The sequence below is a fragment of the Bacteroidota bacterium genome, assembly GCA_036522515.1.
Classification (GTDB): Bacteria; Bacteroidota; Ignavibacteria; order UBA10030; family SZUA-254; genus VBOC01.
In genome coordinates this window covers 199,915-214,184 of the sequence record DATDFQ010000043.1, presented here as the reverse complement: position 1 = coordinate 214,184, position 14,270 = coordinate 199,915, and the positions used below count along the sequence as shown (strand labels likewise).

Genomic DNA, 14,270 nt, shown 5'->3' with positions numbered 1-14,270 from the left:
CATGAAGCGTTCCCTCGCGTTTCTCCTTGCGTCTCTTTTCTGTATTACCACTCACCCGCTCATCAGCCGGCAGGCGGCAAAGACCAAACCCGCCTTCAGGAAATCGCTCTCCGGAGCCCCTTCCGCGACGCAGATGAACATCAAACACTTCTTCGCAAGTGAGGGAGATGCTGTTGATCAGGTGAAAGGCGGCATTGCGATACTTCCTCTTGGTAACGAGTGAACCTCAACAGCCGAGCCGAAAACCCGCAGCCTAAAGGCTGCGGCTACCGACTCTGCCGGAGGCATCGGTAGGCGCGACCTTCAGGTCGCGTAATAAGAAGCATACGAAACTCTGCGATTACCAGATTCTTGGATATTACAGCGGCAATTGCTACATTAAACCGCATTCGAAATTCTTATCCGTTTTACCCCACAATGTTCAGAAAATTAATATTCAGTCTTGCGTTTGCCGCACTGGCCGGTTCGACCGGGGCCGTGTACGGCCAGACGACGACGTTGAATCCAGACAGCGTCCTCCAGGTAATACTCGCCGGAATCGAGGGAACCCACCTTCCCCTGAAAGATGCGATCCGCCAGGGCCTCGCCAACGCGACATCGGTCCGGAGGGCAGAGGCCGCGTTTCAGGCCGCCCAGGGAACAGTCAGGAGGGAGAGCGGCGTATTCGATCCCGAACTGTTCCTCAACGTGTACTACGAGGACGACAATATTCCGACCTCCTCGTTCTTTGCCGGCGCCAATGTCTTGATGAACGAGCAAACAACCTCTCAGGGCGGGCTGAGGTGGACTCTCCCGATAGGCACGCGCCTTGAAGCATCGCTCAGCACCGTGCGGCTGAACACCAATTCGACATTTGCCTTCCTGAACCCGCAGTATACCGCGTTCGGGAGCATCAACCTCCGGCAACCCCTTCTGGGGGGATTCAGCGCTTCGGGCCGCAAACAGCTTTCGAAGGCGGAACAGGAGATGCAGGCGGCGCAGGGCCGGCGCGATCAGCAGGTGCTTGGATTGAGTTCCGACGTGGAGCGGATGTATTGGGATCTCTACGCGGCCGAGCGGGATTACGCAGTCCGCAAGCTCACCCGCGATCAGGGGGAGGTATTCTTGCAGGAAACGCAGCTCCGCGCGAAGGCGGGTCTCATCGGTCCAAACCAGGTGGCAAACGCCCGCACGTTCCTGGCGGAGCAGAAGATCCTGCTTCTCGACCAGGAGGAGCAGCTTGACCGGCTCTCCGACCAGCTTGCCTCAAAAATCGGAGCGAGGCCCGATGCGGGGACGCTACGCTTCGTCACCAGCGATGAACCGCCGGCTGATTTCCAGGTCGATTCCGTCGACGCACTGGTTGAGCGCGCCCGGCAGAATAACCTCGACCTGCAGGCGGCGAAGGCCGACGTTGAAGCGAATCGCTCTCTGGCGGACGCCGCCGGATGGGAATTCCTCCCGAAGGTTGATCTGGTCGGCTCGCTCGGGGGAAACGGGCTTGCCGGAACGGCCCAGGATGTCATATTTAACGGTGATACATTGCGCACGACTGTGGGAGGAGGATTCGGAGACGCGGTCAGTCAGGCCACCGGCCGTGATTTCAAAACGTGGAGCGTAGGCGTGGAAGTCAGGATCCCCATCGGGTTTCGAAGCGGGCTCGGTGAGAAGGACCGCCTCCAGGCGGAGGTGAGCGTCTCGGAGCAGCGGTACATTGAAGTCTCCCGGTCGCTTGAGGAGCAGGTGCGCATGAGCTACAGGGAGCTCATTCATGGAAAGGACCGCCTTTCGGCTGCGAAGGACGGTGTCGATGCCGCTGGGGAGCAGGCACGGATCGGCCTGATCGAATTCCGTAACGGGCGGTCGACAGCCTTCGAGCTGGTTCGTCTGGGCGCCGATTTCGCCGCGGCCCAGCAACGCTACTCTGCGGCTATGGTCCGGACCGCGAAGGCCGCCACGACTCTAAGGCAATTAACATCCGGATCGTACACGGGGACAACCACCAAGTGAACTTGTTATGAGAATCCATCAGATGAATAAGCCCAACCTAATGATTTATAAGCTATATATTCCCATTTGTTCAATCGCATTCTTGCTCCTGGTTTCCGGGTGCTCGAAGCAGGGCGGTGCCGGCGGAGGCTTCTCCATGCCGCCAATGCCGGTGGAGGTGTCTCCGGTGAATGTTCAGAAGGTTGAGGACCGCTTCGAAGCGGTCGGTACGATCGAGGCCAGCGAAGCAATCAGTGTCGTTTCCGAGATTGACGGGGCCGTGCTCAGTATCCCGTTTCATGAAGGCGAGGTCATCGCGAAGGGAGGCCTGATTGTCCGTCTGGATGATGCTCAACTTGCCGCGGAACTATCCCGCGCCGAAGCACTGCGATCGCAGGCCCAGGCGAGCTATGACCGTGTTAAGGCGGTGGTCGAACAAAAGGCGGGAGCACCCCAGGATTTGGACGATGCCGCGGCGAGCCTGAAAGTCGCCGAGGCCAATCTCTCTCTTGCCAGGGCCAGATTTGCGAAGACCAGGATCACTGCACCGTTCGACGGAATAATTGGAGCTCGCAAGGTGAGCGTAGGCACCTTCCTGAGGGCCGGTCAGACGATCACGGACCTGGCAAATATTGACCGGATCCGGATAAATTTTTCCTCTCCGGAACGGTTTGTTTCGACGCTAACCCGCGGGGCCGAAGTCACCGTTTCGACGATCGCTTTCGCCGGGTACGCCTTAAAGGGGAAGATCATTGTCGTCGAACCCGTCCTCGAGGCAGGCACTCGGAGCGCCCGGATTGTGGCCGAGGTCGCGAATCCCGGCAGAAAGTTCCGACCCGGCATGTCCGCCAACGTCTCTGTGGTCCTGAGCTCGCGGCCCGGCGCAGTGACGATACCGAGCGAAGCGGTCTTCGGGAGCGGGGATCAATCGTTCGTTTTTGTTGTTAAGTCCGATAGCAGTGTCGCCCGGGTCGCCCTCAAGCTCGGGACCCGTCTCACGAACGTGGTGGAGGTCCTCGACGGGCTCAAACCGGGGATGACTGTTGTCCGGGCGGGCCACCAGAAACTGTTCGAAGGGGCCAGGGTCATGCCCGTCAGCACCGCCGGTCCCGACACTTCCAAATCAAGTCCCGCAAAAAGCCAGGGATAGACTGTATGAAACTTAGCACGATGTCCATACAACGCCCGGTGTTCGCAACCGTCATGAGCGTGACGATCCTGCTCTTCGGCATCATCGGTTTTATCCGCCTGCCTGTCAGGGAATACCCCGACATCGATCCGCCTATTATCTCGGTTGTCACCCTTTACCGGGGAGCCAGCCCGAATGTCGTCGAGACACAAATTACGAACGTGCTGGAGGAACAGTTCGCGACGCTTGAAGGAGTGAAGACGCTGACATCCTCAAGCCGGGAGCAGGGTTCGGTTATCACAATTGAGTTTGAGCTGAACCGGAAGGTGGATGAAGCCGCGAATGATGTCCGCGACCGTGTTTCGCGCGTGCGTGGCAACCTTCCGCGTGAAATCGACGACCCGATTATTTCGAAGGTGGATGCCAACGCGCAAGCCATCGTCTGGCTGGCGCTCTTCAGTGACACCCATAACGGCCTGGAGTTGACCGACGTTGCGGACCGCGTTCTGAAGGAAAAAATCCAGCGGTTTGCGGGAGTCGGTTCGGTGATCATCGGGGGTGAACGGCGGTATGCAATGCGCGTTTGGCTGGATCCGTTGAGATTGGCGTCGCACGGCCTCACGACCCAGGATGTCGAAGCGGCGATCAGGGGAGAGAACGCGGAAATCCCCGGGGGAAGAGTGGAGGGGAATGAGCGGGAATTTGCAGTCCGCACCCGGGGAGAGCTTACCACACCCGAGGAATTCGGTGCGATCATCGTTTCGCAGAAGGCAAACGACCTGGTGCGGTTGCGCGATGTGGCTGAGGTGACGGTCGGCGCCGCCGACGAGCGAACCGTGGCCCGATACAACGGGAAATCGGCCGTCGGCCTCGGGATCGTCAAACAGTCGAAGGCGAGCACGGTGGATGTTGCGGCGACCGTGCGGGCATCCCTGCCCGAACTGGCAAAGCTCCTCCCGGATGGCATGCAACTCGACGTTGCCTACGACTCATCCACCTTCATCAATGAATCCATCGATGAAGTGCAACAGACACTCGGCATCGCCTTGTGTCTCGTGGTCCTTGTCGTGCTGACATTCCTGAAGAGTCTGAGGGCGACCACGATCCCGACGCTGGCAATTCCCATCTCCATCATCGGCGCCCTCGCTGTCGCATACTTCGCGGGGTTTACGATCAATATTCTGACCCTTCTGGCGCTGGTGCTCGCGATCGGGTTGGTGGTTGACGATGCGATCGTGGTACTCGAAAACATTTACCGCCATATGGAATTGGGGAAGAGCCGTATGCAGGCGGCGTTCGACGGCAGCAATGAGATCGGATTTGCCGTCGTGGCGACCACCATTTCGCTCGTTGCCGTCTTCGTGCCCCTCGCGTTTCTGACGGGTTCGGTCGGACGTCTCTTCAACGAGTTTGGCATTTCCCTTGCCGTGGCGGTGCTCATCTCCGGATTTGTCGCGTTGACCCTTACCCCGATGCTCAGCTCCAAACTCCTGAAACCTCTTCACGGCACGGGTACAGGATGGGCATCCCGTTCGTTCGACAGATTTTTTGAAGGGTTGAACCGGGTCTACGACCGTCTCTTGAGGGGGGCGATCCGGCATCCGGGCATGATGCTGGTTGTCGCCGCGGTTGCAGTCGTTGCGAGTTTATTCCTCTTCAGGATGCTCCCCAGCGAGCTGGTACCGACCGAGGACCGCGGAGCCGCGTTCGGAGTCGTTATCGCCCCGGAAGGAGCAACACTCGAATATACCGATCGTTACATGAAGGAAGTGGAGCGTCGCCTGCTCGCCGTTCCCGAGCATCGTGCGCTCTTCACTGCTATCGGGCTTGGATTTGGCGGGCCCGGTAACGTGACAAATGGATTTCTCTTCCTTCCCCTGAAACCCCGAAACGAACGGGGAAAATCCCAGCAGCAAATAGTCCAGGAGCTCTTTCCCGCACTCATCTCCATCCCCGGAGTCCTGGCGTTTGTCATAAACCCACCCAGCATCGCCGCTTCATTCAGTTCGACCCCGATAGAGTATGTGCTGCAGGCGGATAGTTATGACGAATTGAACAAGGCTGTCGGCGTGATGATGGGGGAAGCGTCAAAGCTCGGGTACCTGGTGAATGTGAACACTGATTTGCATCTCAACAAGCCCCAGTTGGATGTGAATATCGACCGCGAGCGCGCCTCCGGGCTTGGGGCATCCGTTGCGGATATAGGTTCCACCCTGGAGACTCTGCTGGGCGGACGCGTCGTCACGAATTTCAAGCGGGGGACCAAGCAATACGACGTGATACTTCAAATGAAGGCCTCCGCGCGATCCAGACCCGACGTCATAAACGATCTCTACATCCGCGGCGCGGGAGGGTTGGTGCAGCTCGCAAATGTCGTGAAGGTGGATGAAACCCTCGCACCGAAGGAATTAAACCACTACAACCGCATCAGATCTGCAACCATCACCGCGAGCCTGCTCCCGGGCAAAACCATCGGGGAGGGGCTCGACGACCTGGACCGGATCGCGCGCGAGAAACTCCCGGGCACGATTAAACGGGAATACTCGGGAGAGTCTCTGGAATTCAAGTCCTCCAGCTCCGGCCTGTACCTCATGTTCCTTCTCGCGGTGGTCTTCATTTATCTTGTCCTCTCCGCCCAGTTCGAGAGTTTTGTTCATCCCTTCACCATCCTCCTTTCCGTCCCGTTGGCGGTGTTCGGAGCGCTTCTGACTCTCTTTCTCTTCGGCCAGAGTTTGAATATCTATTCACAAATCGGCCTGATCATGCTGGTCGGATTGGTTACAAAGAACTCCATCCTGATTGTCGAGTTCTCGAATCAATTGCGCGCCGGGGGAAAATCAGCCGTTGACGCAGTGATTGAGGCTTCGACGATCCGTCTCAGGCCGATTCTGATGACCTCCTTTGCCACGATCTTCGGTGTGCTTCCGATCGCGATCGGCCTCGGCGCCGGTGCGGAGTCGCGCCGTCCGCTGGGCCTGGCCGTCGTCGGCGGGCTCTTCTTCTCGACCTTCCTGACGCTTGTCCTCGTGCCTGTCGTCTATACGCTCCTGGCAAAATTCGCCAAAGTTTCCAACGCAGAAGGAGCAGAAGACCAGGCGCCGGTCGAAGAACACGCGAAATCGCCGGAGCTCGTGTAGGCCCTTCGGGAGGATCGGCCCCGGATAAGGCGACAATTTGACTCTCCTCGAGGGAATGGGTACATTCCACCCATCAGCGTTCCCCCCGGCGACGTTCTTCCCATCGGCACGATAGAGTCCACGATCCGTCGGGTTGTGCATTTTAGGCATGGAGGATATGCCCCATGAAGTTCCCTGTGAATTCGCTTCATCATCTTCGCGAGAAAAAGTTCCTCTATCCCCTCATCGGCCTCCCGCTGTTCCTGATCATCGCGGCGGTCTTCTCTCCCAAATCAGCCGCCGTTGCCACCTCCGATGTGAAAACGGGGGAATTCCTCGTCTCGATCACGGTCAGCGGCGAAATCAAGGCGGCAAAATCCGTCACGCTCTCCAGTCCGGGCGTCTGGTACGGAAGCGACCTCCAGATCGTCTGGCTGATCCCGGAGGGGACGACCGTCAAGGAGGGGGACGTGATCGCGCGCCTTGACACCGCGAACGTCGTGAAATTCCTGAACGACCAGCAATCGCAGTTGAATATCAGCCTTTCCGACCTCGCGAAGTTCGAGGCGGATCACCGGGCCAACATGGACCAGCTCGGGGCGGAACAGAAGAACGCCGAGTTTCAGTTCGAACTTTCGAAGCTGAGCGTCGAGCGTGTCCGCTTCGAAGCCGAGGTGCAGCGTAAGGAAAAGGAGCTGCAACTCAAGCGGGACAGCATCGCGGTGGAGCAGGTGAAACTGAAACTCATGACGCAGACGGAAATCAACAAATCCGAGATCAACAAGGTGAACGTTCAGATTGCGAAGGCGCGCTCCGACGTCGAGAAGGCGAAGCACGATCTCCGGATGTTTACGCTCCGGGCCCCGATGCCGGGGCTCGTGGTCTACGAGATGAACTGGAGGACGAGCAAGAAGGTCGCGATCTCCGATCAGATCTGGCCGGGGATGTCCGTCATCAGCCTTCCGGACCTTTCGAAGATGCAGGTGACGGGGAATGTGAACGAGGTCGATGTCAGCAAGGTGAAGAAGGGACAGAAAGTCAACATCAAACTCGACGCGTTCCCCGACCGCTCCTTCCACGGGACCGTCGCCTCGGTGGGGACCATCGGGCAGCAGATCGACCGCTCGTCGAGTATCAAGACGTTCGAGGTGGTCGTGGACATCGGCGAGTCCGACCCGGTCCTTAAGCCGGGAATGACCACCAGCCTCGAGGTTGTCGTGGAGACAATCCCCCGGGCGGTGTACGTTCCTCTCGAATCGGTCTTCACCAAGAACGGGAAAACCGTCGTCTACCTGGGCGACCGCTCGAGTCCGAAGGAAGCGGAGGTGGAAACCGGGGTCAGGAACGGCAACTTCGTCACGATCCTGAAGGGCTTGAAAGGGGACGAAAAAGTCACGCTCCGCGACCCCACTCTCAAGGATGAGCCTGCGGGGAATGAAACGGCGGCCAAGGAGACCAAATTGTGAACTTCAGGGAGAGCGCCGAGGTCGGCCTCACCGGGCTCCTGACTCACAAGCTTCGCTCCCTCCTCACCGCACTCGGAATCATCTTCGGGGTGGCGGCGGTCATCGCAATGCTTTCGATCGGGGAGGGCGCCCGCCGCGAGGCGCTGGAGCAGATCCGCCTGATGGGTGTCAATAATGTCATCATCCGGGCGAAGGATCCGACGCAGCAAAGCTTCTCCAAGGCGAAGGCAAATTTCTCCCCCGGGCTTACGATGCTGGACGGAGAGGCGATCCGGGAGATCTGTCCGATGATCGAGTCCATCGTTCCGCAATGGGAGAAGACGGTGGCCGCCCAGTACCGGAGCGAACGGAAAGACATCAAGATCATCGCCACCACACCCGAATTCCTTCCCGTGTTCAATTATGCTCTCAACGAGGGGGTCTTCCTGGCCGGGTCGAATCTGGAGCGGCAGGACAATGTGTGTGTCATCGGGAACGGCGTCAAGGACAAGCTCTTCCATTTCGAAGATCCGCTCGGCAAACAGATCAAGCTCGACAACCAGTGGTTCCTCGTCGTCGGCGTCATGGAGAAACAGCTCAGCCAGACCAAAAAGATCGAGAACCTCCAGCTCCGGAACCTGAACATGGACGTCTACCTTCCTCTTACGACGGCGCAATATAAAATGGAGAGACTCAAGGGCTCGACCGGCGGCAGTGCCGTCTTTTTCGGAGGCGGGGCCCGGTTTACGAGCGGGAGCAGCACCCGCGTTCCGCGGCAGCAGCTCGACCAGCTGGTGGTGAAGGTCGCGGGTGAGCGAGCGCTCGACGAGGTGATTCCCGTGATCAACCATATCCTCGCGCGGCGGCACTACGGGATCGATGATTACGAGGTGATCGTCCCCGACGCCCTGGTCGACCAAAGCCAGAAAACCCAGCGGATCTTCAATGTGGTCATGGGAGCGATTGCGGGGATCTCGCTACTGGTGGGGGGGATCGGAATCATGAATATCATGCTCGCCTCCGTGCTCGAACGGACGCGGGAGATCGGGGTCCGGCGCGCGATGGGAGCGCGGAGGTCGGACGTACTCGCGCAGTTCCTCACCGAGGCGATCGTTCTCAGCGTCGCGGGCGGCCTCGCGGGAATCGTCGTCGGATACGCCCTCACGGAGATCATCACTCTCTATGCGGAGTGGCGCACGATCATTTCGCTGCCGGCCGTCGCCCTGGCCTTCATCGTGTCGGTGGGGGTGGGGATTGCGTTCGGATACTACCCGGCCCGGAAGGCGGCGTTCCAGAACCCGATTGAGTCGCTTCGTTACGAGTAACGGTACTGTTCCCGTCCCCGATCCACCCTCCGGAGGAATTTTCATGAAGTCTCTCTGTCTTCTACTGTTGGCCGCCTCGGCACTGGCGGCGACGGCGCGAGCCCAGGAACCGGCCGAGCTGACCCTCGAGGGCTGCATCGCTCTTGCGTTCCATCAAAGCTACGCGATGCAGAGCGCGACCCAGCGCTACGTCTCGGCGAAAAAGAGCTTCGAGGCGCAATCCCTGATCACCGGGACGACCGTCGACCTCAGCCTGCGGCTCCCCGATTACAACGAATCGCTGACAAACCAGTTCAACCCGCTTTCCCAGCGGTACGAGTTCTATCAGCTCCAAACGACCTACCTGAGGAGCGATCTCTCGGTCAACCAGCCGATCGTGCTGAGCGGGGGGACCCTCTCTCTCTCGGGGGATTTTTTCAAGCGGAACCAGATCACCGGGTCCGCGGGCACGTCCGACGAGCTGAAGGACTACTTTAGTAATTTCCAGGTTCAGCTCCAGCAGCCTCTCCTTTCCGCCAACACGCTGAGGATTGGCAGGGATCAGGCGCGGCTGCGCGAAAGCCAGTCCTCTTCAAGTTTCCGGAAGGACCAGCTCGACGTCGTGTTCAGTGTCACCGACGCATTCTATGCCGCGTACCGCTCTTCCCAGGAGGAGCAGATCTCGCAGGAGCAGGTCAAGCAGAATGAAGAGTCCTATGAAACCGCGAGGGGCAAGTATGCCGCCGGCCTGATCCCGGAGGTGGAATTCCTGCAGTCCGACGTCGACCTTGTCATGAGCAAGAACCAGCTGTTGAACAACCGCCGCGAAGCCTCGCGAGCGAAGAACGCGCTGAAACTTCTCCTCGGCCTTCGCCTCGAAAGCGCGATTACGTTGAAAGCCGACCTCCGCTTCACGCCCATCGCGGTCGACCAGGAAACGGCGATCCGCAAGGCGACCGAGAACCGGGCGGAGTTATTGAACGCCCTCACCTCGCGGGAAATCTCCCGTATGGAAGTCGACATCGCGTCGTCCCGCCGAAGAGTGCGCCTCGATCTGACCGCCAGTTACGGCCTGAACCGGAGCGACACGCAGCTCGAATCGGTCTTCCGGGACTACGGGAGAAACCGGAGCGTCGCGCTGCAGGTGTCGGTCCCGCTGTTCGACTGGGGACGCCATGCTCTCGAGGTCGAGGCGGCGGAAGCGGAGATGAAGAGCGCGGAATTGACCTACGCGAACACCGAACAGCAGATCAGGCAGGAAATTATCGATCTGTTGTCCCGGATATCGGTCGCAGAATCCCGCATCGAGGTGCTCGCGAAGAGCGTCGAGGTGGCCCAGAAGGGCTATGAGATCAGCCTCGAGCGGTTCCGCTCCGGAACCATCACGAGCAATGATATCGCCCAGGCGCAACAGCGATTGACCAACTCAAAGCTCAATAATCTGGTGGCTCTCATCGATTACCGGCTCGGGGTGGCGGACCTGACAAGGAAGACTCTCTGGGATTTCGAGGGAAACAGGCCTGTCGACCTCCCGGCCCCCCTGGAATAGCCGGGACCGGCTTGACTTTGTCCCGGATTTTTTACTATCTGGAACCGGGCGGTTCGGGGATTTCAGCGCGGGCCGCCGCCCCGCATCGGGCGGGACCATCAACTCAACGGAGAGGAGGAACTGTTCATGAACATTCTTATCATCGAAGACGATGCCGCGAGCCGCATGCTCCTGGAAAAGCTCTTGAATTCCATGGGGCACCAGGTCAAGTCCACCGGCGCCGTTCTTCCGGCCTTCGAGATGATCAGAAAGGGGGACCTCGATCTCATTCTGATGGATATCAGGCTGCCCGGGTTGAGCGGAATCTCGTTTACCCGCAAATTGAAGACCTACCCGGAATTTCGCGACATCCCGATCATCGCGATGACCGGATACACGAAGGATTCTCCCGAACACCACGCGATCAGGTCCGGATGCGACGCCTACCTCGAGAAACCGATCGATTCTCGATCCCTGGAGACCGCGATCGCGACTGTGATGTCCGATAGAAAAGCCGGGAAGAATGGAACGTCGCCTCCGGCAGACGGCTGACCTTCGCGCCCCACGATCGCCTGCGGGCCCTTGATTCGCTCTGGAACTTTTGAGGAGATCTCTTCTTTGACTCGTCGCACCCTTCGCCTACTGATTCTTACGGTCCTCCTGCTGGAACTCGCCTGCAATCTCGCGGGACAGGAGCGTGATTTATTCCGCGAATTCCACTGGAGGATGATCGGACCCTATCGCGGGGGCCGAACAGTCGGCGTCGCCGGCATTCCCGGCCAGCCGAACGTGTTCTATATCGGAGTCAACAACGGCGGTGTTTGGAGGACCGACGATTATGGCCAGACCTGGAGCCCGATCTTCGACGACCAACCCACCGGCTCTATCGGGGCGATTGCAATCGCCCCGTCGGATCCGTCGGTTCTCTATGTCGGAAGCGGCGAGGGGTTGCAGCGGCCTGACCTCTCGGTCGGGGACGGAATGTTCAAGAGCACCGACCGGGGCGCAAGCTGGAGGCATCTCGGGCTCGCCGATGCCCGGCAGATCGGTGACGTGATTGTGGATCCGCGCGATCCGAACCGGCTGTTTGTCGCCGTCCTCGGGCATCCGTACGGACCGAACGAGCAGCGGGGCGTCTTCCGGTCGACTGACGGCGGCGGGAAATGGGAAAAAATTCTTTACAAGGATGAGAACACGGGAGCGATCGCTCTCGCCTTCGATCCCGGGAATCCCGCGATCATCTACGCCGACCTCTGGTCGTCGAGGCTGGGCCCCTGGGAAAACGGAGGGTGGGAGGGGAAAACAAGCGGGCTGTACAAGTCGACCGATGGAGGCGCATCATGGAGGCCGCTTACCCAGGGGCTGCCCACCGCCGAACAGGGCCTGGGGCGGATCGGCTTCGCCATCGCACCGACCGATCCGTCGCGTCTCTACGCGATTGTCGAGTCGCCCTCCCGGGGCGGGGTCTACCGGTCCGGGGATGGCGGCGAGCACTGGATCAGGGTCAACAGTGAGGAACGAGTGTTCGGCCGGGGGAGCGATTTTGCGGAGGTGCAGGTCGATCCGCGGGACAAGGAGGTCATCTTCGTCGCGAACACCTCAGTCTATCGCTCCGTTGACGGAGGATCGACCTTTACCGCGATCAAGGGTTCTCCCGGAGGGGATGATTACCACACGATCTGGATCAACCCGCTGAATCCGGACATCATGCTTCTCGCGGCGGACCAGGGAGCAGTCGTCACGGTCAATGGTGGGAAAACGTGGAGCTCGTGGTACAACCAGCCGACCGCCCAGTTCTACCATGTCATCACCGATCATCAGTTCCCTTACTCCGTCTACGGAGGGCAGCAGGAGAGCGGCAGCGCCGGGGTCGCGAGCCGGGGAAACGACGGAAGGATCACGTTCCGCGACTGGCATCCCGTCGGCGCGGATGAGTGGGCCTATGTCGCTCCCGATCCCCTTCATCCGGACACCATCTACGGCGGGAAAGTCACCCGCTTCAGGAAATCGACGGGCCAGGTGCAGAACATCGCTCCCGAAGCGATCCGCTCGGGCAGGTACAGAACGCTGCGCACGGCGCCCCTCGTTTTTTCGCCGGCCGAACCGCACACACTCTATTTCGCCGCGAACGTCGTCTTCAAAACCACGACCGGCGGGGAGAGCTGGGATATCGTCAGCCCCGATCTTTCGAGGGAGCTTCCGGAAGTTCCGTCGAACATCGGGATCTTCCGGACTCCGGAAATGGCAACTCAACCCCGCCGCGGCACCATCTATGCGCTCTCGCCGTCGCCCCTGAAGGAAGGGACCCTCTGGGCAGGAACGGATGACGGCTATGTCCACCTGACCACCGACGGCGGTTCGTCCTGGAAGAACGTCACGCCTCCGGCGCTGACCCCGTGGAGCAAAGTCGCCGGTATCGAGGGGGGTCATTTCGATCCCGCGACCGCCTACATGGCGGTCAACCGGATCCGGCTCGACGACATGCGGCCGCACATCTACCGGACACACGACGGCGGAAAGTCGTGGAACGAAATTGTGAAGGGCCTCCCGGCCGACGGGCCTGTCAACGTGGTCCGTGAGGACCCCGTTCGGGCGGGACTGCTTGTCGCGGGGACGGAGCGGGCTGTCTATGTGTCGTTCGACGACGGCCTCAACTGGAGATCCCTCCGTCAAAATATGCCTGCCACCTCGATCCGGGATCTCGTTATTTACGATGACGACATCGTGGTGGGGACTCACGGGCGCTCCTTCTGGATCCTTGACAATATTACGCCGCTACGACAGCTTGACCGGAGCGGCCGTCCGGTGCATACTCAGTTGTTCGCGCCGGCGACCGCCTTCAGGGTGAGGTGGAACCTCAACACCGACACCCCGCTTCCTCCGGATGAACCCACGGGCGAAAATCCCCCGGACGGTGCGCTCGTCGACTATTTTCTTGAGCGTGACGCGGATAGCGTGAGGCTCGACATCGTCGATCAGGGGGGAAACCTGGTTCGGACCTTTTCAAGCACCGATCGTGCCGATTCCGTCAACGAACAGGACCTCCGGATCACCACCGACTGGCTCCTGCGTACGGCGATCCTTTCTTCCGGAGCGGGGATGCACCGATTCGTATGGGATCTGCGCTTCGCGCCTCCGCCAGGGTTCCGAAGGTGGTATCCGATCTCGGCGACGCCCCGTCACACCGCTCCGGAGCCCCACGGACCGTGGGTCCAGCCAGGCACCTATACGGTGAAGCTCCGCACGGGCGGGAAAACCTACACCCAACCGATCACGATCAAAATGGATCCCCGCGCCGGCACTCCGCCGGTGAAGCTCGAGGAACAATTCTCACTCTCGATGGAGTGCTACAGGGGCCTCGAGCGTGTCCACCACGCGGTCCAGCAGGTCCATCACCTCCGGGACGAGATACACACTCTCTCGGCCACGATCAATAACCCCGCATGGAACGACTCACTCGCTTCCCTCGAGAAGAAGCTTGGCAAACTCGAGGGCTCGGAAATCACCGACGGTGTGGATATCGTCTATTTCAGCGTGGGCGGGGTGAGGGCCGCGGACGAGACGTTCAGCGGTGTGAAGACAAAGCTTCTCTATCTCATGATGCTCCTTCAGGGAGCCGACGCGCCGGCGACAAGAACGCAGATCGCCGAAGTGGGGGACCAGAAGCAGGTGGTGGAGAGCCTCTTGCAACGGTGGGAGACGGTCAGGGAGGGGGACCTTCCCGTTCTGAACAATCATCTTGTCAAACTCGGGGTCGCTCCGTTGAAGGCGGAGTGACGC

Annotated in this window: 9 protein-coding genes; all 9 read left to right on the top strand. The window is 59.8% G+C overall.

Annotation, left to right across the window (positions count from 1 at the left end):
* Position 1: 1 nt before the first annotated feature.
* The 9 genes from VI215_07265 (at position 2) to VI215_07225 (ending at position 14,267) form a co-directional block, all read left to right on the top strand.
* Positions 2 to 223 (top strand): hypothetical protein, encoded by a 222-nt coding sequence (locus VI215_07265; protein ID HEY6192109.1) that lies wholly within the window; start codon positions 2 to 4, stop codon positions 221 to 223.
* Positions 224 to 417: 194 nt separating this feature from the next.
* Entirely contained in the window at positions 418 to 1,989 is a 1,572-nt protein-coding gene (locus tag VI215_07260) for a TolC family protein (protein HEY6192108.1), read from the top strand.
* Between the two features lie 136 nt (positions 1,990 to 2,125).
* Positions 2,126 to 3,118 carry an efflux RND transporter periplasmic adaptor subunit gene (locus VI215_07255; GenBank protein HEY6192107.1) on the top strand — a complete coding sequence of 331 codons (993 nt, stop codon included), beginning with the start codon at positions 2,126 to 2,128 and terminating at the stop codon, positions 3,116 to 3,118.
* A gap of 20 nt (positions 3,119 to 3,138) precedes the next feature.
* Positions 3,139 to 6,234: an efflux RND transporter permease subunit gene (locus tag VI215_07250; protein ID HEY6192106.1), complete on the top strand. Its 3,096-nt coding sequence runs from the start codon at positions 3,139 to 3,141 to the stop codon at positions 6,232 to 6,234.
* A 164-nt stretch (positions 6,235 to 6,398) separates the two neighbouring features.
* Positions 6,399 to 7,679, top strand: a complete 1,281-nt coding sequence (locus VI215_07245; GenBank protein ID HEY6192105.1) for an efflux RND transporter periplasmic adaptor subunit — start codon at positions 6,399 to 6,401, stop codon at positions 7,677 to 7,679.
* Positions 7,676 to 8,983 carry an ABC transporter permease gene (locus tag VI215_07240; protein HEY6192104.1) on the top strand — a complete coding sequence of 436 codons (1,308 nt, stop codon included), beginning with the start codon at positions 7,676 to 7,678 and terminating at the stop codon, positions 8,981 to 8,983. Before VI215_07245 ends, VI215_07240 begins: the two co-directional genes overlap by 4 nt.
* Before the next feature lie 43 nt (positions 8,984 to 9,026).
* Positions 9,027 to 10,511: a TolC family protein gene (locus VI215_07235; protein ID HEY6192103.1), complete on the top strand. Its 1,485-nt coding sequence runs from the start codon at positions 9,027 to 9,029 to the stop codon at positions 10,509 to 10,511.
* A gap of 126 nt (positions 10,512 to 10,637) precedes the next feature.
* The gene (locus tag VI215_07230) at positions 10,638 to 11,042 is read left to right on the top strand and encodes a response regulator (GenBank protein HEY6192102.1); all 405 of its coding nucleotides are present in this window, start codon (positions 10,638 to 10,640) and stop codon (positions 11,040 to 11,042) included.
* Positions 11,043 to 11,108: 66 nt separating this feature from the next.
* Positions 11,109 to 14,267, top strand: a complete 3,159-nt coding sequence (locus tag VI215_07225) for a glycoside hydrolase (GenBank protein HEY6192101.1) — start codon at positions 11,109 to 11,111, stop codon at positions 14,265 to 14,267.
* Positions 14,268 to 14,270: the final 3 nt, after the last annotated feature.

What these genes read in the sequence shown, in the direction of transcription:
- VI215_07265 (HEY6192109.1), top strand. Translation starts at nt 2, where the DNA reads ATGAAGCGTTCCCTCGCGTTTCTCCTTGCGTCTCTTTTCTGTATTACC.
- VI215_07260 (HEY6192108.1), top strand. Translation starts at nt 418, where the DNA reads ATGTTCAGAAAATTAATATTCAGTCTTGCGTTTGCCGCACTGGCCGGT.
- VI215_07255 (HEY6192107.1), top strand. Translation starts at nt 2,126, where the DNA reads ATGCCGCCAATGCCGGTGGAGGTGTCTCCGGTGAATGTTCAGAAGGTT.
- VI215_07250 (HEY6192106.1), top strand. Translation starts at nt 3,139, where the DNA reads ATGTCCATACAACGCCCGGTGTTCGCAACCGTCATGAGCGTGACGATC.
- VI215_07245 (HEY6192105.1), top strand. Translation starts at nt 6,399, where the DNA reads ATGAAGTTCCCTGTGAATTCGCTTCATCATCTTCGCGAGAAAAAGTTC.
- VI215_07235 (HEY6192103.1), top strand. Translation starts at nt 9,027, where the DNA reads ATGAAGTCTCTCTGTCTTCTACTGTTGGCCGCCTCGGCACTGGCGGCG.
- VI215_07230 (HEY6192102.1), top strand. Translation starts at nt 10,638, where the DNA reads ATGAACATTCTTATCATCGAAGACGATGCCGCGAGCCGCATGCTCCTG.